General features: G+C 59.6%; 21 protein-coding genes. 17 read left to right on the top strand and 4 right to left on the bottom strand.

Annotated elements, in window-relative coordinates; translation table 11 throughout:
* The first annotated feature begins 22 nt into the window (after positions 1 to 22).
* The 8 genes from miaB (at position 23) to groL (ending at position 7,550) form a co-directional block, all read left to right on the top strand.
* Positions 23 to 1,459, top strand: coding sequence for a tRNA (N6-isopentenyl adenosine(37)-C2)-methylthiotransferase MiaB (gene miaB, locus GKZ68_RS06115; protein ID WP_173112012.1), 1,437 nt, complete (start codon positions 23 to 25; stop codon positions 1,457 to 1,459).
* A 4-nt stretch (positions 1,460 to 1,463) separates the two neighbouring features.
* Positions 1,464 to 1,844 (top strand): hypothetical protein, encoded by a 381-nt coding sequence (locus GKZ68_RS06110; RefSeq protein ID WP_173112009.1) that lies wholly within the window; start codon positions 1,464 to 1,466, stop codon positions 1,842 to 1,844.
* Positions 1,845 to 1,869: 25 nt separating this feature from the next.
* On the top strand, positions 1,870 to 3,207 hold the full coding sequence (locus GKZ68_RS06105) for a sigma-54-dependent Fis family transcriptional regulator (protein ID WP_173112006.1): 1,338 nt from the start codon (positions 1,870 to 1,872) through the stop codon (positions 3,205 to 3,207).
* Positions 3,188 to 3,730, top strand: a complete 543-nt coding sequence (locus tag GKZ68_RS06100; protein WP_254244180.1) for an LptE family protein — start codon at positions 3,188 to 3,190, stop codon at positions 3,728 to 3,730. The genes GKZ68_RS06105 and GKZ68_RS06100 overlap by 20 nt, the downstream gene beginning before the upstream one ends.
* Before the next feature lie 104 nt (positions 3,731 to 3,834).
* Positions 3,835 to 4,950 carry a hypothetical protein gene (locus GKZ68_RS06095; protein ID WP_173112003.1) on the top strand — a complete coding sequence of 372 codons (1,116 nt, stop codon included), beginning with the start codon at positions 3,835 to 3,837 and terminating at the stop codon, positions 4,948 to 4,950.
* Between the two features lie 15 nt (positions 4,951 to 4,965).
* A complete protein-coding gene (gene secG / locus GKZ68_RS06090) occupies positions 4,966 to 5,328 on the top strand; it encodes a preprotein translocase subunit SecG (RefSeq protein WP_173112000.1) in 363 nt (120 codons plus the stop codon).
* Between the two features lie 233 nt (positions 5,329 to 5,561).
* Positions 5,562 to 5,852: a co-chaperone GroES gene (gene groES / locus GKZ68_RS06085; protein ID WP_217275321.1), complete on the top strand. Its 291-nt coding sequence runs from the start codon at positions 5,562 to 5,564 to the stop codon at positions 5,850 to 5,852.
* Positions 5,853 to 5,903: 51 nt separating this feature from the next.
* Entirely contained in the window at positions 5,904 to 7,550 is a 1,647-nt protein-coding gene (groL, locus tag GKZ68_RS06080; RefSeq protein WP_173111996.1) for a chaperonin GroEL, read from the top strand.
* Between the two features lie 95 nt (positions 7,551 to 7,645).
* Here the strand turns inward: groL and GKZ68_RS06075 are convergent, their stop codons facing one another.
* A complete protein-coding gene (locus tag GKZ68_RS06075; protein ID WP_173111993.1) occupies positions 7,646 to 9,223 on the bottom strand; it encodes a peptide MFS transporter in 1,578 nt (525 codons plus the stop codon).
* Between the two features lie 342 nt (positions 9,224 to 9,565).
* Here GKZ68_RS06075 and pckA point away from each other — a divergent pair, with 342 nt between their 5' ends.
* On the top strand, positions 9,566 to 11,182 hold the full coding sequence (gene pckA, locus GKZ68_RS06070; protein WP_173111990.1) for a phosphoenolpyruvate carboxykinase (ATP): 1,617 nt from the start codon (positions 9,566 to 9,568) through the stop codon (positions 11,180 to 11,182).
* Positions 11,183 to 11,290: 108 nt separating this feature from the next.
* On the opposite strand, the gene GKZ68_RS06065 is transcribed toward pckA, so the two are convergent.
* Positions 11,291 to 11,770: a hypothetical protein gene (locus GKZ68_RS06065; protein WP_173111987.1), complete on the bottom strand. Its 480-nt coding sequence runs from the start codon at positions 11,768 to 11,770 to the stop codon at positions 11,291 to 11,293.
* Positions 11,770 to 12,468 carry an NUDIX hydrolase gene (locus GKZ68_RS06060; RefSeq protein WP_173111984.1) on the bottom strand — a complete coding sequence of 233 codons (699 nt, stop codon included), beginning with the start codon at positions 12,466 to 12,468 and terminating at the stop codon, positions 11,770 to 11,772. Before GKZ68_RS06060 ends, GKZ68_RS06065 begins: the two co-directional genes overlap by 1 nt.
* Before the next feature lie 139 nt (positions 12,469 to 12,607).
* On the opposite strand from GKZ68_RS06060, the gene GKZ68_RS06055 reads away from it, so the two are divergent.
* Positions 12,608 to 13,132, top strand: coding sequence for a metallophosphoesterase (locus GKZ68_RS06055; RefSeq protein WP_173111981.1), 525 nt, complete (start codon positions 12,608 to 12,610; stop codon positions 13,130 to 13,132).
* Positions 13,133 to 13,186: 54 nt separating this feature from the next.
* On the opposite strand, the gene GKZ68_RS06050 is transcribed toward GKZ68_RS06055, so the two are convergent.
* On the bottom strand, positions 13,187 to 13,717 hold the full coding sequence (locus tag GKZ68_RS06050; RefSeq protein WP_173109575.1) for a hypothetical protein: 531 nt from the start codon (positions 13,715 to 13,717) through the stop codon (positions 13,187 to 13,189).
* Between the two features lie 98 nt (positions 13,718 to 13,815).
* Between GKZ68_RS06050 and GKZ68_RS06045 the strand changes: the two genes are divergently transcribed.
* The 7 genes from GKZ68_RS06045 to GKZ68_RS06015 all read left to right on the top strand — a co-directional run bounded on the left by GKZ68_RS06045 (position 13,816) and on the right by GKZ68_RS06015 (position 21,520).
* Positions 13,816 to 14,868, top strand: a complete 1,053-nt coding sequence (locus GKZ68_RS06045; RefSeq protein WP_302052008.1) for a low specificity L-threonine aldolase — start codon at positions 13,816 to 13,818, stop codon at positions 14,866 to 14,868.
* A gap of 73 nt (positions 14,869 to 14,941) precedes the next feature.
* Positions 14,942 to 16,225: a sodium:proton antiporter gene (locus GKZ68_RS06040; protein ID WP_173111978.1), complete on the top strand. Its 1,284-nt coding sequence runs from the start codon at positions 14,942 to 14,944 to the stop codon at positions 16,223 to 16,225.
* 31 nt (positions 16,226 to 16,256) lie between these two features.
* Entirely contained in the window at positions 16,257 to 16,928 is a 672-nt protein-coding gene (locus tag GKZ68_RS06035) for a metallophosphoesterase (RefSeq protein ID WP_173111975.1), read from the top strand.
* A gap of 39 nt (positions 16,929 to 16,967) precedes the next feature.
* Entirely contained in the window at positions 16,968 to 17,636 is a 669-nt protein-coding gene (locus GKZ68_RS06030; protein WP_173111972.1) for a DNA-3-methyladenine glycosylase, read from the top strand.
* Positions 17,637 to 17,762: 126 nt separating this feature from the next.
* Positions 17,763 to 19,337 (top strand): acyl-CoA carboxylase subunit beta, encoded by a 1,575-nt coding sequence (locus GKZ68_RS06025; RefSeq protein ID WP_173111970.1) that lies wholly within the window; start codon positions 17,763 to 17,765, stop codon positions 19,335 to 19,337.
* Between the two features lie 137 nt (positions 19,338 to 19,474).
* Positions 19,475 to 20,545: a M42 family metallopeptidase gene (locus GKZ68_RS06020; protein WP_173111967.1), complete on the top strand. Its 1,071-nt coding sequence runs from the start codon at positions 19,475 to 19,477 to the stop codon at positions 20,543 to 20,545.
* A 153-nt stretch (positions 20,546 to 20,698) separates the two neighbouring features.
* Complete coding sequence (locus GKZ68_RS06015; RefSeq protein ID WP_254244179.1) at positions 20,699 to 21,520, top strand: ABC transporter substrate-binding protein; 822 nt, start codon at positions 20,699 to 20,701, stop codon at positions 21,518 to 21,520.
* The last annotated feature ends 15 nt before the right edge of the window (positions 21,521 to 21,535 follow it).

Raw genomic sequence — 21,535 nt, 5'->3', positions numbered from 1 at the left:
CCGGCTAAGGTGTTTGTTTGCTATGTCCCAACCGCTCATTACGTTAGATTTTCTCGATAAAGCGCCGACCACTGAGGCGCTGGCCCTGCCCACCGAGGTGCGCGTAAGCACCGCCACTCGCACCGGCGGCGCGCGCAAGCTCTACATCGAGAGCTATGGCTGCCAGATGAATTTCTCGGACTCCGAAATCGTGTCCAGCATTTTGGCCGATGAAGGGTTCGACACGACCGAAGACCTGGCCACGGCCGACCTCGTGCTGCTCAATACCTGCTCCATCCGGGAGAAAGCCGAGCAGACGGTGCGCATGCGCCTCAAGCAGATTAACTCGCACAAAAAGCGCAAGCCGGGCATGCTGGTGGGCGTGCTGGGCTGCATGGCCGAGCGCCTGAAAAGCAAGTTCCTGGAAGAAGAGAAAATCGTGGACCTTGTGGTGGGCCCCGATGCTTACCGCGACTTGCCGCAACTTATCAGCCAGGTTGATGGTGGCCAGAAGGCCGTGAACGTACTGTTGAGCCGCGAGGAAACCTACGCCGACATTACGCCCGTGCGCCTAAACTCGAACGGCATCACGGCCTTTATCAGCATTATGCGCGGCTGCGACAACATGTGTTCCTTCTGCGTAGTACCCTTCACCCGGGGCCGCGAGCGCAGCCGCGATGCCCACAGCATCGTGCAGGAAGCCCGCGACCTCGTGGCCGCTGGCTACAAAGAAGTTACCCTGCTGGGCCAGAACGTGGACTCCTACAAGTGGGCTAGCGAAGACGGTGCCGAGCGCGTCAACTTCGCGCAGCTATTGGAGCGCGTGGCACTGGTGAGCCCCGAGCTGCGGGTGCGTTTCTCAACCTCGCACCCCAAGGATATAACCGACGAGGTGCTGCACACGATGGCCCGCCACGACAACATCTGCAAGTACATTCACCTGCCCGCCCAGAGCGGCAACTCGCGGGTGCTGGAGCTGATGAACCGCACCTACGACCGGCCCTGGTACGAGCAGCGGGTGCAGGCCATCCGCCGCATTCTGGGCGAGAACTGCGCCATCTCGACCGACATGATTGCCGGTTTCTGCTCCGAAACCGAGGAAGAGCACCAGGACAGCCTGAGTCTGCTCGACTTCGCGCAGTACGACATGGGCTATAATTTCTTCTACTCGGAGCGCCCCGGCACCCTGGCCGCCCGCAAGCTCGAAGATGATGTTCCGCTCGAAACCAAGAAGCGCCGCTTGCAGGAAATCATCGACCGCCAGCAGCTGCACGCCCGCGCCCGCTACGCCCGCATGGTGGGCCGCGTGCACCAGGTACTGGCCGAAGGCCCCAGCAAACGCTCGCAGGAGCACCTGAGCGGCCGCAACAGCCAGAACCAGGTGGTTATTTTCCCGAAGGGCAATCACCAGAAAGGCGACTACGTTAACGTATTTGTGACTAGTACGACCGGCGGTGCGCTGCTGGGGGAGGCAGTTTGATTAGATGGCGCGGAATAAATGGGCTGAGCTAGCTCCTGAGCGAAAAAGGAAAAAGCGACTAAAAATTATTAGGGCTGGCATAGGATGCTTACTCCTTGCGCTCATTCCCATTCTTATTCCGGCTGGCTTTATAATTTATTCCTCTATTGGCAACCACTATCTGCGAACAGAGGGTGTTATTACTGAAGCAGTGATAATCGACGAAAAAAATTATTTCGGCAATAGTCCTGTTTCTCATGACTTTTCTTACTCGTATCAATTCGCAGTTGATGGTAAACAATACACGGGCAACAGCCTCAACAGCAAATACGCTGTAGGGCAGATTGTCAAAATAAAGTACGTAGCTGGGTTTCCACGTTTTAACGAGATACTTAAAACTGAATAAGCTCACTGCTAAAGAAACAGAAGCCTTGACCAACCAAGAAATTCAATCCATCAAGCTGCGCTTCGGCATCATCGGCAATGCGCCGGCGCTGAACTACGCCATTCAGGTGGCTAGCCAGGTGGCGCCGACCGACATGACCGTGCTCATCACTGGCGAAAGCGGGTCGGGTAAGGAGTCGTTTTCCAAGATTATTCACGCACTCTCACCGCGCAAGCACGGGCAGTTTATCGCCATCAACTGCGGCGCCATTCCGGAGGGCACTATCGACTCGGAGCTGTTTGGCCACGAGAAGGGCGCCTTCACGGGGGCCAATGAGGCGCGCAAGGGCTACTTTGAGGTAACCGACGGCGGCACCATCTTCCTCGATGAGATTGCCGAAATGCCGCTGGGCACCCAGGCCCGCCTGCTGCGCGTGCTCGAAAACGGCGAGTTTATCCGTGTCGGCAGCAGCAAGGTGCAGAAGACCGACGTGCGCGTGGTGGCCGCCACCAACGTCAATCTGCTCGACCGCGTGCAGGCCGGCAAGTTCCGCGAGGACCTGTATTATCGCCTCAACACGGTGCCGATTACGGTTCCACCCCTGCGTGAGCGCGGCGATGATATTTACTTGCTGTTCAGGAAGTTTACGGCCGATTTTTCGGAGAAGCACCGCGTGAAGCCCATTAGCCTCACGCCCGATGCGGTGCGGCTGCTGACGCGTTTCCGCTTCCCCGGCAATATTCGCCAGCTCAAGAATATCGCCGAGCAGATTTCGGTGCTGGAGTTCGACCGCGAGGTCGATGCCGCGCGGCTGGCCACCTACCTGCCCGCCGCCCAAACCTCGCAGTTGCCGGCGCTGCTGCCCGGCCATGGCGGGGCTAGCGGCGGCGACTTCGGCTCGTACTCGGAGCGCGATATTTTGTACCGGCTGCTCTTCGACATGCGCCGCGACATGACCGACCTCAAAAAGGTGGTGCTGGAGCTGGCCACCGGCAACCGCCCCGCCGCCGCCGACACGCAGGAGCTGCTGCGCCAGAACAGCCACCTGTTTACCAACCTCAGCGAGGCTTCGCCCTTCGCTAGCCCCGATGGCCCGGCCGAGGCTGGCGGGGGCTACTACCTGCCCGCCAACCCGGCGGCGCCGCTGCGGGTCGATGTAACTTCCTCGGGCGCCTATGCCGATGACGACGAAAGCGACCAGACCGAGGATATCTCGCACGAAACCGAGGAGGAAACGCTGTCGCTCGATGCTATTGAGAAGGAAATGATTCTCAAGGCGTTGAAGAAGCATCACAACAAGCGCAAGTATGCCGCCCAGGACCTGGGTATTTCGGAGCGCACCCTTTACCGCAAGCTCAAGCAGTATGACCTGGAATCGGCCTAACACTACGCGGCGCCGGGCGCTGAGCCTGCTGGCGCTGGCTATGCTGCCGCTGTGCGGCTGCGGCATCTATTCGTTTAACGGTACGAATATCGACCCGGCCGTGAAGACGATTTCCATCCAGACCTTCCAGAACAGCGCGCCCAACGCGCCGGCGTACCTGGCCCAGCGCTTTACGGAGGATATCAAGGATTATTTTCAGCGCAACACGACCCTGAAGCTGGTGCCGCGCGATGGCGACCTGCAATTTGACGGCAACATCGCGGCCTACGATTTCGCGCCGGCCCAGATTCAGCAAAACGGCGGCCTGCCCGGTGCGGGTGCCAACCGCCTCACCATTCAGGTGCAGCTGCGCTTCACGAATACCAAGAATAACAAGCAGGATTTTGAACAGACCTTCCAGAGCCAGAAGGATTTTGCCTCGACCCAGGACATTGCCACGGTAAATAACGACCTGGCCTCGGTGCGCGAAATCACGCGCAACATCATCAGCGACATGTTCAACAAGTCGGTGGCCAACTGGTAAGCTCAACTGTGAGCCCGGCCGCCGGCGCCATATTCTGCTCGCTTTGCCGTAATGTTGCGGGTCCAAAGCCCCCTGATTAAAGGCTAGCCGCCTTTTCTTCTTCCATGACCCGCGCCACGCTGCTTCAACTGCTCGCCCACCCCACGGCCCTCACCGGGGCCGACGTGCGCGCGCTGGAAGAGCTGGCCGAGGCCTTTCCTTACTGCCAGACGGCCCACCTGCTACTCGCCAAGGCGGCGCACGACCAAAGCTCGATGCTGGCCGGCCAGCGCCTGCGCCGCGCCGCTACCTACGCGGCCGACCGCACCCGCCTGCGCCAGCTTATCGAGATGCCCGCGCCAGTTGCAGCTGGGGCCGTCCCGGTTCCCGCGCAAGCTGATACCCTTCCGAGCTTGCCGCTAGCCTCCTCGCCGGGCAATTCTAGTAACGCTTCTGCTTTCAATGATTTAACCACTGAGGAACAAGCACTTGACAGGCTAACTACTACCCTACCGGAAGATAAGCCCGACCAGGTAATCGGCTTGACTACACCCGAGATGGTAGCACCCGCACCCGCACCAGTCGAAGAGGAGCTGCCCGCCCAGGCACCGCCCATCCGGCCACCGGCCGAAGCCGCCGCTGCGCACGCTGAGTTTGGGCTAGCCCCTGCCGAGCCGGCCGAGACCATTGCTTACCAGCTGCCAGAGTTGGAGACTGCGCTGCTGCCGGCCGAAGTCATGCCGGCCACTACGCCCTACTTGCCGCCCTTTAGCGGCTTAGCGCAGGTGCACTATGCCCCCAGCGAAGGCAGCCGGCTAGGCTTCGGCCTGGTGAGCACCGAAGCAGTTGATACCATGCCTGGGGCTAGCCTGCCGCCCACCGGCGAGTTCTTCGCACCCGATACGCTGCTGCTAGCGCATCTGGCCGAGCATCAGTCGCCGCCCGTTCTGAAACCCAGCTCGCTCGACTTAATCAACAGCTTTTTGCAGCGCGCTCCCGCCCCTACCCGCCGCCGCGCTGCTCCTTTGCCAGGCACGCCCGAGCCCGACGAACAGGCCGACCTCTCGGTGCGCAGCACCCGCGCCGAACCCGACTTGGCCTCCGAAAGCCTGGCTAAAATCCTGGCCCGGCAAGGCAAGCCTGACCGTGCTATCGCAGTTTATGAGCGCCTTATGGTGAAACACCCAGAAAAAATGGCGTACTTTGCAGCCCAGATTGACTCTTTGCGCCCCTCGGCCTAGCCTTTTATTTTTTCCATGTACCTCTTTCTCGTCATTTTCATTCTCCTGATTTGCTTTCTGCTAGCCCTCGTGGTGCTGGCGCAAAACCCCAAGGGCGGCGGTATTAGCAGCCAGTTTGGCGCGGGCGGCGCGGCCAATCTCATGGGTGTGAAGCGCACCGGCGACCTGCTCGAAAAGCTAACCTGGGGCTTTGCCGTGGGGCTGATTGTCCTTTCGCTGGCTACGCACGTAATCACCGGCAGCGCCGGCCCCACCCGCAGCATCAACCAGCAGGCGGCCCAGCGCGCCGTAGTGCCTGCGGCGCCGGCCGCCCCGGCACCGGCCCCGGCCGGACAGCCGTCTACCATTCCGGTCCCGGCGCCCCAGCCGGCCAAATAGGTAGCATTTGATTTGTTTCCCTCCCAAAGCCAGGAGCTTCCGCTGAAGACGGAAGCTCCTGGCTTTTCTGCTTTTTGACCTATTGCGGCAGGCTAGCGGCCAGGCATCTGCCAATCCGGCGAGTTGCGGCGCGCATTCTGTCAGGTTTCCGGGGTTGGCACATTTCGTGTCAATCGCGCCGCAGGAGTTTCCAACTTCTTTGTACCCAAAACATCCATTTCCCATTTTACCCAATGGCACTGAGCATTAAACCGCTAGCTGACCGCGTAGTCATTAAGGCCGCCGCCGCCGAAGCCACCACCAAGTCTGGCATCATCATCCCCGACACTGCCAAAGAAAAGCCCCAGCGTGGCGAAGTAGTGGCCGTGGGCGATGGCAAAACGTCGGACAACGGCACCGTTATCAAGCCCGAGGTGAAAGTAGGCGACCAGGTATTGTACGGCAAGTGGACCGGCACCGAAATTACCGTGGATGGCGAGGACTACCTCATCATGCAGGAGAAAGACATTCTGGCCGTGCTCTAAGCCAGCCTGCACCTTACTTAATATCAACCTAACCTACCACTTAACCACCCAATGGCTAAGAACATCCAATTTGACACCGAAGGCCGCGACCGCCTGAAGCGGGGCGTCGACAAGCTCGCCAACGCCGTTAAGGTTACCCTCGGCCCGAAAGGCCGCAACGTTATCATTGACAAGAAGTTTGGCGCTCCTTCCATCACGAAGGACGGCGTAACCGTAGCTAAGGAAATTGAGTTGCGCGACCCCATCGAGAACATGGGCGCCCAGCTCGTGAAGGAAGTGGCCAGCAAGACGGCCGACCAGGCCGGCGACGGCACCACGACTGCTACCGTACTGGCCCAGGCCATCTACACGGCTGGCTCGAAGAACGTAGCCGCCGGTGCTAACCCGATGGATTTGAAGCGCGGTATCGACAAAGCTGTATTGGCCGTTGTGGCTAACCTGAAGCAGCAGTCGAAGCCGATTGCTAACAGCGCCGAAATCGCGCAGGTGGGCACCATCTCGGCCAACAACGACGCCGAAATCGGCAAGATGATTGCCGATGCCATGGATAAGGTTGGCAAAGAAGGGGTTATCACGGTAGAAGAAGCCCGTGGCACCGAAACCGAAGTAAAAACGGTGGAAGGCATGCAGTTCGACCGCGGCTACCTCTCGCCCTACTTCGTGACCAACCCCGAGAAGATGGAAACGGAGTTTGAGAACCCCTACATCCTCATCTACGACAAGAAAGTGAGCACCATGAAGGAGCTACTGCCCGTGTTGGAGCAAGTGCTTCAGACTGGCAAGCCGCTGCTCATCATCTCGGAAGACGTAGACGGCGAGGCCCTGGCCACGCTGGTAGTAAACAAGCTGCGCGGCTCGCTGAAAATCGCAGCCGTGAAGGCTCCGGGCTTCGGCGACCGCCGCAAGGCCATGCTCGAAGACATCGCCACCCTCACGGGCGGCACGGTGATTTCGGAAGAGCGCGGCTACAAGCTGGAGAACGCTACCCTCGATTACCTCGGCACAGCTGAGAAAATCATCATTGACAAGGACAACACGACCATCGTCAATGGCAAAGGCCAGAAAGAGGATATCACCGCTCGCGTGAACCAGATTAAGGCCCAGATGGAAACCACCACCTCGGACTACGACAAGGAGAAGCTGCAGGAGCGCCTGGCCAAGCTGAGCGGTGGCGTAGCCATCCTCTACATCGGCGCCAGCACCGAGGTAGAAATGAAGGAGAAAAAAGACCGCGTAGACGATGCCCTGCACGCGACCCGCGCCGCCGTTGAGGAAGGCGTGGTGCCCGGCGGTGGCGTGGCCCTGGTGCGCGCCATTGAGGCCCTCGACGCCGTGCAAACCCACAACAGCGACGAGAAAACCGGTGTGCAAATTGTGCGCACGGCCCTCGAAGCCCCCCTGCGTACCATCGTGGCTAACGCCGGTGGCGAAGGCTCGGTAGTGGTGCAGAAGGTGCGCGAAGGCAAAGGCGACTTTGGCTACAATGCCCGCGAGGACCGCTACGAGAACATGACGGCCGCCGGCATCATCGACCCGACCAAAGTAACCCGCCTGGCGCTCGAGAACGCCGCTAGCATCGCCGGCCTGCTGCTGACGACCGAAGCCGTAATCTCGGACGAGCCCGAGCCGAAGGAAGCCGCTGGCGGCCACGGTGATGGTGGCATGGGCGGTATGGGTGGCATGGGCGGCATGATGTAATCGCCAATTGACATAGATTTCGCTGATTCAGTAGCCCAACAAAGAGCCCCGCCGGACGATGTCCGGCGGGGCTCTTTGTTGTCTGTAAAGTAAGCCTAGGCTTGTGCTTGGGCCGGAGCCGGGTAGTTACGGGCATCCATCATCTTGGCCAGGCGACCGCTGATGAGAAAAAGAATGGCCGCCGCAACCGACGCCGACACGACGAACACCATAAAGAAGTCGTAGAGATTCGTGATGTGGAAGCCTAGTACCGAAGGCGCGGGGGCCGTCGATTTGGGGTCGGGGTAAAGGCTGCTCATGTAGCCCGCTAGATAGTTAGCGGCTGCGTTGGCCAAGAACCAAACGGCCATTAGCAACGAAGCGAATTTGACCGGGGCCAGCTTATTGACGAGCGAAAGACCAATGGGCGACAAGCATAGCTCGCCGGCCGAGTGTAGGAAGTAGAGTGCTACCAGAAAAAACATGCTCACCTTGACGCCGGGCATCAGATTATGCACCCCAAAGCACATCACCAGGTAGCCCGCCGCCAGCAAGGCTAGCCCAATTGCCATTTTCACGGGCGAAGCCGGCTCGGCGCCGCGCTTGCCTAACGCCGTCCAGACTAGGGCCATAAGCGGGGCACCTGCCACGACGAAGATGGCATTCAGGTTCTGAAAAAGACTGGGCGGCAGTTCGTGACCGAATATAGTACGGTCCATGCTTTCCTTCGCAAAAAAGGTAAGCGAGGCCGGAGCCTGTTCGAAGGCCGCCCAAAAAAACACGACAAAAAAGGATACGATAAAAATTACCATGACTCCTTGCACGTCGGCACCTACTAGTGATTTATCGCTGAAAATCATGATAACAATGGCAACCAGCGCAATAGCTAATAAGGGTGCAATAGTTGGAAACCGCGCCGTATCCAACCACAGAATACCGAGTACTAAAGCAAAAAATACCGGCAGTAGCGCGTAAACCCCTTTGATGCCCCCCGATTGAATAGGGGTAAGCCCTACCTGCTCGCCAGTTGGAGTGTGCAGGTATTTTCCCTTACCCCAGTTGAAAATACCCGTACCGAGTAACATCGCAATACCACAGGCTAGAAAGGCCCAACGAAAATCACTGGGGTGACCCGTATCGCCAATGAGGCTGGTAATGGTATTGCCGATAAAGGAGCCCAAATTGATACCCATGTAAAAAATGGTGTAGGCGGCATCCTTCCGCTTATCGTCAGCCGAATAAAGCGAGCCGACCATCGACGAAATATTAGGCTTAAAAAAGCCATTACCCATAATCATGGTGCCCAAGCCAGCATAGAGGAGCCAGTGACTCAACGGATGGGTAGCAGCCGGCCCATAGTTGCTGGCCGAAGCAAACAGCGTAAACTGCCCTATCGCCATTAAGATACCGCCTACTGTGATGGAGCGCCGGTTGCCCCAGTACCGGTCAGAGATAAAGCCCCCAATGAGCGGCGTGAGGTAAATTAAGCTAGTATAGCCCCCGTAAAACTTCGACGCGAACGCCTTGTCCATCATCATCGCGTCGGTGAGAAACAGCACCAGCACGGCGCGCATGCCATAATAGCTGAAACGCTCCCACATTTCGGTGGCAAACAAAAGGTAGAGGCCGCGCGGGTGGCTGGCCGAGGCCGTTTGGGGCGGTTGCGGGCGCAGGCTGGCGGTAGCAGGTTGCATGCAATAAACGAAGAAGTAAAAGGAAATAAAGAAAAGCTCCCCCGCCGCGACGGGTTGGGGGTGGGTAAAGCTAAGAAAACTTTACGTAACAGCCGGGCCGGCACACTTTGCGCCTTGCCACAGCCCTTAGGCTATCAAGGCGCAAGGCTGATAACTACCAGCTTTTTCCTCCTTTTCCAACGGCCGCCGCACTGCCAATCAGCCACGCATAATCGGTACTTGATTTTTAGCAGCCTACTAACTTTTGCTTACCGCAAACGTTTGCGGGCAAAATTTCCAACGCCTGGCTTACCTTTACGGCACTATTTCTCTTCCTCCCACCCACATTTTTGTTCTTTTTACATGGCAGACCAAAAAGCTGTCGCTGCGCGCCTGGCCCCGCTAGGGTTCGCGCAGGCTCCTACCCAGGCTCACCTCAACCTGCCGCCGGCCGCACTCGTCAGCCACGCGCTGCGGCGCGGCGAGGGCACACTCACCGACACCGGCGCGCTCATGGCCGACACTGGTCAGTTTACCGGCCGCTCACCCAAGGACCGCTTTGTGGTGCGCGATGAAAATACTGCCGACAGCGTGTGGTGGGGCGATATCAACCTTGCCTTTGACCCGGCCAAATTTGCGCAGCTGCATCAGAAAATGGTGGCTTACCTGGCAGGTAAGGAAGTGTTTGTGCGCGACGCTTACGCGGGCGCCAATCCCGACTATCAGCTTAAGCTGCGCGTAGTGAACGAGCTGGCCTGGCATAATCTATTCTGCTACAATATGTTTCTGCGGCCGGAAACTGGCGCCGACACTTCCTGGACGCCTGATTTCAGCATCATTTGCGCGCCGGGTTTTGAGGCCGACCCGGCCGTGGACGGCACCCGGCAGAAGAATTTTGCCATCATCGACTTTACCCGCAAGCTGATTCTAATTGGCGGCACGGGCTACGCCGGGGAGATGAAAAAGGGCATTTTCGGAGTGCTCAACTACCTGCTGCCCCACGAGCGCGCCACGCTGCCCATGCACTGCTCGGCCAACGTGGGGGCTAGCGGCGACACGGCCATCTTTTTTGGTTTGTCAGGCACTGGTAAAACCACGCTCTCGACAGACCCCAACCGTGGCCTTATCGGCGACGATGAGCACGGCTGGACGCCCGACGCGGGCATTTTCAACTTTGAGGGCGGCTGCTACGCCAAGGTCATCGACCTGAGCCGTGCGAAAGAGCCCGAAATCTGGGATGCCATTCGCTTCGGGGCCATCGTGGAGAATACGCGCTTCGTGCCCGGCACCCACACCGTTGATTTTGCCAATAAGTCAATAACGGAAAACACGCGCACGGCCTACCCTATCAGCTTCATTGCCAATGCCATTGAGCCCTCGGTGGCGGGCGCGCCGACACATATCTTCTTCCTCACGGCTGATGCCTTTGGGGTGCTGCCGCCCATCAGCAAGCTCGACAAGTGCCACGCCATGTACCACTTCATGTCGGGCTACACGGCGAAGGTAGCGGGCACCGAAATGGGCATCACCGAGCCGCAAACTACTTTTTCGGCTTGTTTCGGGCAGGTTTTCCTGCCCCTGCACCCCACGCGCTACGCCGAGATGCTGGGCCAGAAAATGGACGAAAACCCGGAAATCAATGTCTGGCTCATCAATACTGGCTGGACGGGCGGCAGCTACGGCACCGGCCACCGCATGAAGCTGGGCCACACCCGCGCCATGATTACGGCGGCCCTTTCTGGGGTGCTAACGGAGGTTCACTTCAAACAACATCCCATTTTTGGGGTAGCGGTGCCGGGCGCCGTGCCGGGCGTACCAACCGAAATTCTGGACCCGCGCAACACCTGGGCGAACAAAGCTGCCTACGACCAAACGGCCGCCGAGCTAGCTGAGAAGTTTGTCAAGAACTTTGAAAAATACGCCGACTTTGCCAGCGCTGATATTTTGGCCGGCGCGCCCAAAATGGCGGTTGAAGCTTAACACTTGCTACCCGGTTTAAAGGGAAGAAAGCCCTTCAGCTGCTATGCGTAGCTGAAGGGCTTTCTTCCCTTTAAATTTTTCTTTATCAGCGCTTTGCTTTGCGCTTCTTCAATTAATAGGTACTATGCGCAGGCCCAGCAAGTAATTGGGGCGGTTGCTGGCAAATACTGGCAGCACCAGATATTGAGTAGCACTGGAGCGTAACGTGGCCCTGGCCATCAGGCTATCCTCGTGGTGGCCGAGCAGCAGCAGGTCGCGTACCTGGCGGGTACTGGCGTTGAAGTTAGCGATAAGCGTCAGACCTCCAGTCTTAAAAGTAGCCAGAGAATCCTGCTTGGTTGCCTGATTTACGGCGCTTAGCACTTCGGCTGCATTGGCCAAGCTAACCGGCAAGGGCTGCTTAGCGCCCAGGCGGCTATATAGGTCATCGATGGACAGGCCTACCAGCGCCGGCACATTGGTAGTAGGAGCCGCGCCCGCGTGCACCGCCGTGGCGGTTTGCGTTGACTCGTGGGCGCCCGAGCACGCGCCCAGCCACCCGCTGGCCAGCAGCAGCCCCATCGTACGCAGTGAGCGGGCGAGTCGCATTAGTCGGGGGTAGCGGCTTTGGCGGGCTTGCCGGCCATCTCGCTGAGGTAGTGGCGCACTACGAGCGTAATAGAGGCATACGACTCTTCGAGGCGGGCTAGCGCGTCTTGCGGTGACATCCAGCGCACTTCTTCAATATACTCTTCGGTTTGGGGACGCATTACCGAGTCGTCGAGGCATTTCATTACAAACCAGCTCGTTTTTTTCAGCATTTTATTGCCCTTGTAGGCGTAGGAATGCCAGGTGCTGGGCAGCTCTTCGCCGAGCTCTACCTTGATGTTGCACTCCTCCTCCACTTCGCGAATGGCCCCCAGGGCCACGTCTTCGTCCTTATTGAGCTTGCCCTTGGGCAGGTCCCACTTGCCGAGGCGGTAAATCATGAGCACCTGGCCTTCTTTTACTACGAGGCCGCCGGCCGCCTTGGCAATTTTAAACTGGTCCTTGAGGTGCAAAATCAGGTTCTTCTTCTTGCGGGCCATCAGGGTCAGGGTCTTCAGCTTCTTTAGCTTCTTAACTTCCATGAGCCGCAGCAGCCGGTCGAGAAAGGCCGCCGAGGCCTCGCGCACCAGCACGTCACCAATCAGGTCTTTGCTCGTAAACTCATCCTCAGGACCGAGCACGAGGTCGTATTTATGTTTATACACTTTGTCGCTGGCTTTTTTAATAATCAGCGGCACATCGTTGATGAAGACGTTCATCGGAAGTAATGCAAAAGAAGACGGCAAAATGGGCTAGCGCCCGTGCCAATACCTGCCCCATACGGTGGGGCGCGCCGCAAGATACGGGCTGGCCGGATTTTCGGCGCACCCGGTGTCTGGCTGCATCTTTGTAATCACTATGACGCGTATTGCCCTGCTTTCCGATACTCACGGTTACTTCGACGCCCGCATTGCCCACCACCTGCGCGGCGCCGATGAAATCTGGCACGCCGGTGATTTTGGCTCGTCGGAGTTGATTTTAAAGCTCACCGCGCTAGCCCCCATGTTCCGGGGCGTGTATGGCAACATTGATGGCACCGACGTGCGCTGCACCGAGCCGCTGGTGCAAGACTTCACCGTGGAGGGCCTGCGCGTGGTGATGACGCACATTGGCGGCTACCCGGGGCACTACGCCCCGGCGGCGCGCCAGCTGCTGGCCCAAACGCGGCCGGGACTGTTTGTGAGCGGGCACTCGCACATCTTACGGGTTATCCCCGACCCCAAGCTGGGGCTGCTTACGCTGAACCCCGGCGCGGCCGGGCGGCACGGCTTTCACAAAGTGCGCACGCTGCTGCGCTTTGGCGTCGACAGGGGCAAGGTAGTCGAGATGCAGGCGGTGGAGCTTGGCCCGCGCACTGCCATTCTGGACACGGAAGGACACTAAAAAAGCGTCTGGCTAAGCTAGCCAGACGCTTTTTTTAGTATTTAACGAGCTGTATTACAAGGCAATTTCGGGCTTGGGGTGCTCACCAGCCTGGCCGTCTTCGGTAACGGGCTTGGTTTCAGCCTCAGCGGCGTCGAAGCCGGTAGTGCCGGTCTGGTTGGCTTCGGTAGCCTGGTTGTGCTCGGGGCTCTTGCTATCGAGAACGTGCTTGGCGCCTTCTACCACGTTGTGAGCGGCTTCCTGCACGGCTCCGGTGGCTTTTTCCACGAGGCTGTTGTGGGATACAGCATCAATCGCCTCGCTGGCGGCGTGCTTCACGGTGTCGGCAGCAGCCGAAGCGGCGTGGGCTACTTTGGCCAGCAGGCCTTCTTGCTTAGCGGCGGGCTTGGCAGCCTCGGCCGCTACGCTAGGATTTTTTTTTTCGTCAGCCTCCGCGGGGGCCGACGTGGTGAAACGCGCTTTCAGCTCGTCCAGGTCCACGTTTTTCAGCACGGGCGTACGCAGCAAGTTTTTGATTTTGCGCGTTTCATTGTTGGCACGGGCAATGTTTTTGCGGTGCTTGCGCTTCAGACGGGTAACGGACATGATTTCCGGGGCAATTAAAGTTCTAGGGGGGACTTCTGGCAAATGAGGTGCAAAAATAAGGCTTTACTTTTGGAATTCCAAACCTCTTGCTCAATCCCTTGGCTTTAGCTTCTTCTCCCCTGCCCCTTATCGACTTGCGCTCCGATACCGTGACGCGCCCCACCCCCGCCATGCTCGCCGCCATGCAGGCCGCCGCCGTGGGCGACGACGTGTATGACGAAGACCCCACCGTGCGCGAGCTGGAAACCAGCCTGGCCGCCCGCTTCGGTATGGAAGCCGGTTTGTTTTGCCCCTCGGGCACGATGACTAACCAGCTGGCTATCATGGCGCACTGCGCGCCGGTATCGGAGGTTATCTGCGAAGCCACGGCCCACGTGTACTTATGGGAAGTGGGCGGCATTATGCACCATGCCCGCGCCTCGGTGGCGCTGCTGCCCGGCGAGCGGGGGCGCCTCACGGCCAGCCAGGTGGCTAGCGCCGTGCGCCCGGCGGGCAACGTGCACTACCCCACCACCCGGCTCGTGTGCCTCGAAAACACCCACAACCGCGGCGGCGGCAGCTGCTACGCCTGGTCTGACCTGGAGGAAATCGCGGCTTTCACTAGAAAGAATAATCTCGCGCTGCACCTCGACGGCGCACGTATCTTCAACGCGCTCGTGGCCATGGGCCAGCGCAGCGAGGACTACGGCCGGCTGTTCGATTCTATTTCGGTGTGCCTGAGCAAGGGGCTGGGAGCACCGGTAGGCTCGGTGCTGCTGGGTTCGCGAGAGTTTATTACTGGCTGCAAGCGCCTGCGCAAGCTATTTGGCGGCGGCTGGCGGCAGGCGGGCTATCTGGCAGCGGCCGGGCTCTACGCTTTGGAGCACCACGTAGCGCGGCTGGCCGACGACCACCGCGCCGCCGCGCAGCTGGCCGAGGCGCTGCGCCCGCTGCCTTACGTGGCCGAAATACTGGAGCCTGAGACCAACCTCGTTATTTTCCGCCTCGACGAAAGCCGGCTGACGGTGGCCGATTTTCTGGCCCGGCTGGAGGCGCAGGGCATCAAGGCCAGCGGCTTTGGCGGCAGCTGGGTGCGCTTTGTGACGCACCTCGACGTGAGCGCGGCCATGCTGGCCCGGGTTCTTGCGGCCCTGCCGGGGCTTGCGGCTTAAGCAGCCGAATACTACTATTTTTAATCGCTCGGGGGCTGCCTGCGTATGCGTAGGCAGTCCCTACGGCTTTCTGATGAATTTATACAACGCGCTGGCACTCTTGCTGGTATTGGCCGCGGCCTTTGCCTACCTCAACCACCGCTTCCTCAATATGCCGCCGGCCATCGGCCTGATGAGCCTGGGGCTGCTAGGGTCGCTGGCGCTGGTTGGGCTGGCGCAGCTGGGCGTGGGCGCGGTGCTGAACCTGGCCCGGCTGGTGGGCAAAATCGACTTCAGCGCCCTCGTCATGCAGGTGATGCTGGGGTTTTTGCTCTTCGCCGGGGCCATTCACGTCGATGCCCGGCGGCTGGGCAGGCTGCGCTGGCCGGTGGGCGTGCTCTCGCTCATCAGCACGCCGCTGAGCACGGGGCTGGTAGGCGGGGCTATGTACCTGGTGCTGCCCGCGCTGGGGCTGCCCACGCCGCTTATCTACTGCCTGCTGTTTGGGGCGCTCATCTCGCCTACCGACCCGGTGGCAGTGCTCAGTATTCTGACTAAGGCCAATATTTCCAAAGACCTGGAAATAAAAGTAGTAGGCGAGTCGCTGTTTAACGACGGCGTGGGCGTGGTGCTCTTCGTGGTGGTGGCCGAAGTAGCGCAGTTTGGCCCGCGGGAAGTATCGCTGGGTCACGCGCTGGCCGTTTTCATGCAAGAGGCCGTGGGCGGCCTGGCCCTAGGCACGGCACTGGGGCTAGCCACGGCCTGGTTGCTGCGCACCGTCGATAACTACCAGGTAGAGGTTCTCCTAACGCTAGCGCTGGTGGCGGGCGGCACGGCGCTGGCTCAACGCCTGCACACCTCGGGGCCGCTGGCGATGGTGATGGCCGGCCTGCTGGTAGGCCACCTCAGCCGCAGTGGCGGCACCATGTCGGAAGAGTCGCAAGATTATGTGGACAAGTTCTGGGAGCTGGTCGATGAGATTCTGAACGCCCTGCTCTTCGTGCTGATGGGGCTGGAAGTACTGGTACTGCACCTGCCGGGCCGCACGGTAGTGGCTGGCCTGGCGGCAATCATGGTGGTGCTACTGGCACGGCTGCTGGCCGTGGCGCTGCCGCTGGGTCTATTGAAGCTGAGCCCGGTATTTCAGCCCTCGCGCCACGGCGTTGCCGTGCTCACGTGGGGCGGGCTGCGCGGTGGGCTGTCGGTGGCGCTGGCGCTAGGGTTGCCGGCCAGTGCCCCGCGCGAATTACTGGTGGGCATTACTTATGTGGTGGTGGTGTTTTCTATTATCGGGCAAGGACTTACGATTGGCCCGCTAGTGCGCTGGCTAGGGGTGAGCCGGCCAGTACCCCCACCCGCCGTGGCCGAGGCCGAATAGCGTTTTTAGGTTAGCTGCGTACATAGTCGGAATGAATTTCTTCGTAATCGGCGACGTTCACGGTTGCCTGCACACCTTTCGCAAGCTCCTCACGCATTGGCGGCCGGCCGAGGAAATCCTGGTGCAGCTCGGCGACCTGGTAGACCGCGGCAACTACTCGCCCGACACCGTGGAGCTGTGCCGCCAGCTCAGCCAGGATTTTCCGGATAAAACCATCTTCCTGCAAGGCAACCACGACTGGGCCATGGCCGAGCACGTCGGACCAAATGGTCCTTACAAAGCCTGGCTGGGCTGGGGCGGCCGCGCCACCCTGGCGCAATATCAGCGGCACCGGTCCCTGCTAGCCCCGCACGCCGCCTGGCTGAGCCAGCGCCCGCTGTGTTGGCAAAACGACCACCTGCTGTTCTCCCACGCCGGCCTGGCCGACGTGCCCAATCCGCTCGACCCGGCTAGCTCGGAGGGTGTGCTCTGGCGGCGCGGCCCGCTGCGCAATACCGGCCAGCTGCAAGTGGTGGGCCACACGCCTACCCCTAGCCACCGGCCCGAGCGCGATGAAACGGCCCAGGCCATTTACCTCGATACCGGCGCGGCCGATGGCCACTTTCTCACCGCCCTGCGTCTGAGCGAAACCGGCGCGGTGCTGCAAACTGTTGCAATTCACACTGCGCCGGAGGATGTTTACTCGTTTGGCAAAATTCATTAGTGGCTAGCCTATTACTGGTTAGCTGCTGCTCAAAATCCAATGACAGATTTGAATACCGAGCCCCACTGGCACGCGGCCGCGCTGGCCCACCTGCACCAGGCCGACCCTATTTTATCGAAAGCCATTGCCCGCGTGGCCGGCCCGGTGCGCCCCGCCGCCCACGAAGACCTGTACCTGGCGCTGCTGCGCGCCATCGTGAGCCAGCAGATTTCGACTAAGGCGGCGGCGGCCATCTGGCGGCGCTTCACGGCCCTTTTTCGGCCCGATGGCTACCCCGAGCCCCGCGAGGTGCTGCGCCTGGAAGAAGATGAGCTGCGCGAGGCGGGCCTTTCGCGCCAGAAAATCGGCTACCTCAAGGCCGTGGCCGAGTACCAGGAGCGCGGCCTGCTCGACCACGAGCACCTGAGCCAGCTCGATGCGGAGGCCTTTACGGCTCACCTCACCGCCATTAAGGGGGTAGGGCGCTGGACGGCCCAGATGCTCCAGATGTTTGCCCTCGACCAGCCCGACGTGTTCAGCGAAGGCGACCTGGGCATCCAGAACGCCATGCGCAAGCTCTACGGCCTGGAAGAAACCGGCCGCGCCCTCCACAAGAAAATGCTGCTGCTGGCCGAGCCCTGGCGGCCCTACCGCTCACTGGCCTGCAAATATTTGTGGAAGTCGCTCGATGCCACACCACCCATTAACGCCGACCTGGGTTGGGAGTAGCGCAGACTTTCAGTCCGCAGATAGGGTAGCTCGCTCAACTACTCTCTTGGCAGACTAAAAGTCCGCGCTACGGCCGCCTATCTTTGGCTTTACGTTAAAGTTACCCCAACCTCCCCGCTTTCCCCAATGGCCGACCCCCACGTAGCCGCCCACCCCACCTTCTCCAAAACCGAGCTGCTCGCCGCCAAAAACCAGGAAGCCCTGCTAGGGGGCGGCCAGGCCCGCATCGACGCCCAGCACAAAAAAGGCAAACTCACCGCTCGCGAACGCCTTGATTTGCTGCTCGATGAGGGCTCGTTCGAGGAAATCGGCAAGTTTGTGATGCACCGCGCCAAAGACTTTGGCCTCGATAAAGAATACTACCTCGGCGACGGCGTCGTGACGGGCTACGGCACCGTGCACGGCCGCCTGGTGTACGTTTTCTCGCAGGATTTCACGGTATTCGGCGGCTCGCTGAGCGAGACGCACGCCGAGAAAATCGTAAAAATCATGGACCTCGCCATGAAGAACGGCGCGCCCGTTATCGGCCTCAACGACTCGGGCGGCGCCCGCATTCAGGAGGGCGTGGTGAGCCTCGGCGGCTACGCCGACATCTTTTATAAGAATACGCTGGCCAGCGGCGTGGTGCCGCAGCTTTCGGCCATTATGGGGCCGTGCGCGGGCGGCGCGGTATACTCGCCGGCCATTACGGATTTCATTCTGATGGTCGAAAACACGAGCTACATGTTCGTGACCGGCCCCAACGTGGTGAAAACCGTGACCCACGAAAACGTGACCAGCGAGGAGCTCGGCGGCGCCAGCACCCACTCGGCCAAGAGCGGCGTCACGCACTTCACGGCGCCTAATGAGGTCGTCATCATTCAGCAGCTCAAGCAATTGCTGAGCTACATGCCCCAGAACTGCGAGGAAACCGCCCCCGCCGTGCCCTACGAGGCCGGCCAGGACGAAAGCCGCCCCGCGCTCGACACGCTCATCCCTGACAACGCCAACCAGCCCTACGACATCCGCGAAGTAATTGAGGGCCTGATTGATGCCAACTCCTTCATGGAGGTGCACCAGAACTTCGCCGAGAACATCGTGGTAGGTTTTGCGCGGCTAGCCGGCCGCAGTATCGGCATCGTGGGCAACCAGCCGGCGGTGCTCGCCGGCGTACTCGACATCAACGCCAGCACCAAGGCCGCGCGCTTCGTGCGCTTCTGCGACTCATTCAACATCCCGCTGCTCGTGCTCGAAGACGTGCCCGGCTTCCTGCCCGGCACCGACCAGGAGTGGCGCGGCATCATCACTAACGGCGCCAAGCTGCTCTACGCCTTCTGCGAAGCCACCGTGCCGCGCATCACCGTCATCACCCGCAAGGCCTACGGCGGCGCCTACGACGTGATGAACAGCAAGCACATCGGCGCCGACCTCAACTTCGCCTGGCCCACCGCCGAAATCGCAGTCATGGGCGCCAAGGGCGCGGCCGAAATCATCTTCAAGCGCGAAATCGCCGCCGCCGCAGACCCCGAAGCCAAGCTCCAGGAAAAGGTAGACGAGTACCAGCAGAAATTTGCCACGCCCTACCGCGCAGCCCACCGCGGCTTCGTGGACGAGGTAATTCTGCCTTCGCAGACGCGCCAAAAATTAATTCGCGCCTTTAAGATGCTGGAAAACAAAGTGGATACTTTGCCGCGCAAGAAGCACGGTAATATTCCGCTGTAAATCAAAAAACTCACTGTCATGCTGAGCTTGTCGAAGCATCTCTACCACGCCGCTAGGGTGTCGTTCGGTAGAGATGCTTCGACAAGCGGACGCCAGATGAGCATGACGTTCTTATTTTGTAATTAATAGTTTTCTTTATGCGTCCCGAGTCATTCGAGTTTCTTGAGAAATACCTGAATAACCCCTCGCCCACCGGCTTTGAAAAGGAAGGCCAGAAGCTGTGGCTAGAGTACATTAAGCCCTACATCGACGAGTATTTTGTCGATACCTACGGCACCGTAGTTGGCGTAATTAATCCCGAGGCGAAATACAAAGTCGTCATTGAGGCGCACGCCGACGAGATTTCCTATTTCGTGAATTACATCACGAAGGAAGGCTACCTGTACCTGCGTCGCAACGGCGGCTCCGATGCGCTGGTGGCCCCTAGCAAGCGTGTGAATATTTTCGGCGAAAAAGGCATCGTAAAAGGCATTTTTGGCTGGCCGGCTATCCACGTGCGCAAGGTGGAAAACGATAAGGCGCCGACCATCGAAACCATTTTCCTCGACTGCGGGGCTAGCAGCGCCGACGAGGTGGCCGAAATGGGCATTCACGTGGGCTCGGTGGTGACGTTTGAGGACGAGTTTACGGTGCTCAACGACAAGTACTATGTGGGCCGCGCCCTCGACAACCGCGTGGGCGGCTTCATGGTGGCCGAGGTGGCCCGGATGCTGAAGGAAAACGGCAAAAAGCTGCCCTTCGGCCTCTATATCGTGAACGCGGTGCAGGAGGAAATAGGCCTGCGCGGCGCCGAAATGGTGGCCCACCGCATCAATCCCGACGTGGCGATAATCACCGACGTGACGCACGACACGCAGTCGCCGATGTACGAGAAGAAAACCAGCGGCGATATTTTCTGCGGCAAAGGCCCGGTCATCACCTACGGCCCCGCCGTGCAGAACAACCTGCGCGACTTGATTATCAATACGGCCAAGGAAACGGACATTCCCTTCCAGCGCGCCGCCGCCACCCGCGCCACCGGCACCGACACCGACGCCTTTGCCTACTCAGGGTCGGGAGTGGCTTCGGCCCTTATCTCGCTGCCGCTCAAGTATATGCACACTACTGTCGAAACCGTGCACAAGGACGACGTGGAGAACGTGACGCGCCTTATTTACGAAACGCTGCTGCGCATCGAGGACAAGCAGGACTTCCGGTATTTCAGCTAGGTCCTGTTACCCACAATAGCTTAAAACAGCACGTCATGCTGAGCTTGCCGAAGCATCTCTACCGAACGACACCCTAGCGGTGCGGTAGAGATGCTTCGGCAAGCTCAGCATGACGTGCTGTTTTCGGGGCTAGCGGCCGTTTTCAATTTACTCATGGCTTATAATTCGCACCAACGATTGCGCATCGTAACTGACCAGATGGGTAGGGAGGTACAATATCATTATCCCCCGCTGCGCATTGTTTCACTAGTGCCTTCCCAGACCGAATTATTATTTGACTTGGGGCTAAGCAAGCAGGTAGAAGGCGTAACCAAATTCTGCATTTACCCACCCACGGCGCGCCACTCGGCCAGCGTGATTGGCGGCACCAAAAACTTTGATTTTGCGAAAATCAAAGCCGCCCAGCCCGATTTAATTATCGGCAATAAAGAAGAAAACTATCGGGAAGGCATTGCGCAATTAGAACGGCATTTTCCGGTCTGGCTGAGCGATATCGTGGACCTGCCCGACGCGCTCGATATGATACGCCGCGTGGGCGACCTTACGGGCAAGACCCAGCTGGCGGAGCCGCTGGCCGCCGAAATCAAGCACTCCTTTGACAAGCTCCGCCTGGCGGCTACGGCACCCCTGGCCACGGCCGCGTATTTCATTTGGCGCAAGCCCTACATGGTGGCGGCCAGCGGCACATTTATCGATGATATGCTGCGGCAGGCGGGCTTTCGCAACGCGTTCGCGGGCCTCGGCCGCTACCCCGAAATCACGCCGGAGCAGCTGGCTAGGGTGGCGCCGGCGCATATTTTTCTGTCGTCGGAGCCATACCCGTTTGGCGAAAAGCACGTGGCGGAATTTCAGGCAATCTGCCCGGCGGCGAAAATTCAGGTGGTGGATGGCGAGTTGTTCAGCTGGTACGGCAGTCGGCTGCGGCATTCGGCGGCGTATTTTCAAACCTTGCGCGCTGGGCTGGGCGCGGAATAAGCTGGCCGGCAATAC

The organism is Hymenobacter sp. BRD128 (genome assembly GCF_013256625.1).
Taxonomy (GTDB): Bacteria; Bacteroidota; Bacteroidia; order Cytophagales; family Hymenobacteraceae; genus Hymenobacter.
Note: the sequence above shows the minus strand (reverse complement) of the source record. Positions and strands in the feature narration are given on the sequence as shown.

Excerpts from the sequence above, each read along its gene's own strand:
- miaB (WP_173112012.1), top strand. The coding sequence starts at position 23 with ATGTCCCAACCGCTCATTACGTTAGATTTTCTCGATAAAGCGCCGACC.
- GKZ68_RS06110 (WP_173112009.1), top strand. The coding sequence starts at position 1,464 with ATGGCGCGGAATAAATGGGCTGAGCTAGCTCCTGAGCGAAAAAGGAAA.
- GKZ68_RS06100 (WP_254244180.1), top strand. The coding sequence starts at position 3,188 with ATGACCTGGAATCGGCCTAACACTACGCGGCGCCGGGCGCTGAGCCTG.
- GKZ68_RS06095 (WP_173112003.1), top strand. The coding sequence starts at position 3,835 with ATGACCCGCGCCACGCTGCTTCAACTGCTCGCCCACCCCACGGCCCTC.
- secG (WP_173112000.1), top strand. The coding sequence starts at position 4,966 with ATGTACCTCTTTCTCGTCATTTTCATTCTCCTGATTTGCTTTCTGCTA.
- groES (WP_217275321.1), top strand. The coding sequence starts at position 5,562 with ATGGCACTGAGCATTAAACCGCTAGCTGACCGCGTAGTCATTAAGGCC.
- groL (WP_173111996.1), top strand. The coding sequence starts at position 5,904 with ATGGCTAAGAACATCCAATTTGACACCGAAGGCCGCGACCGCCTGAAG.
- GKZ68_RS06075 (WP_173111993.1), bottom strand. The coding sequence starts at position 9,223 with ATGCAACCTGCTACCGCCAGCCTGCGCCCGCAACCGCCCCAAACGGCC.
- pckA (WP_173111990.1), top strand. The coding sequence starts at position 9,566 with ATGGCAGACCAAAAAGCTGTCGCTGCGCGCCTGGCCCCGCTAGGGTTC.
- GKZ68_RS06065 (WP_173111987.1), bottom strand. The coding sequence starts at position 11,770 with ATGCGACTCGCCCGCTCACTGCGTACGATGGGGCTGCTGCTGGCCAGC.
- GKZ68_RS06060 (WP_173111984.1), bottom strand. The coding sequence starts at position 12,468 with ATGAACGTCTTCATCAACGATGTGCCGCTGATTATTAAAAAAGCCAGC.
- GKZ68_RS06055 (WP_173111981.1), top strand. The coding sequence starts at position 12,608 with ATGACGCGTATTGCCCTGCTTTCCGATACTCACGGTTACTTCGACGCC.
- GKZ68_RS06050 (WP_173109575.1), bottom strand. The coding sequence starts at position 13,717 with ATGTCCGTTACCCGTCTGAAGCGCAAGCACCGCAAAAACATTGCCCGT.
- GKZ68_RS06040 (WP_173111978.1), top strand. The coding sequence starts at position 14,942 with ATGAATTTATACAACGCGCTGGCACTCTTGCTGGTATTGGCCGCGGCC.
- GKZ68_RS06035 (WP_173111975.1), top strand. The coding sequence starts at position 16,257 with ATGAATTTCTTCGTAATCGGCGACGTTCACGGTTGCCTGCACACCTTT.
- GKZ68_RS06030 (WP_173111972.1), top strand. The coding sequence starts at position 16,968 with ATGACAGATTTGAATACCGAGCCCCACTGGCACGCGGCCGCGCTGGCC.
- GKZ68_RS06025 (WP_173111970.1), top strand. The coding sequence starts at position 17,763 with ATGGCCGACCCCCACGTAGCCGCCCACCCCACCTTCTCCAAAACCGAG.
- GKZ68_RS06020 (WP_173111967.1), top strand. The coding sequence starts at position 19,475 with ATGCGTCCCGAGTCATTCGAGTTTCTTGAGAAATACCTGAATAACCCC.
- GKZ68_RS06015 (WP_254244179.1), top strand. The coding sequence starts at position 20,699 with ATGGCTTATAATTCGCACCAACGATTGCGCATCGTAACTGACCAGATG.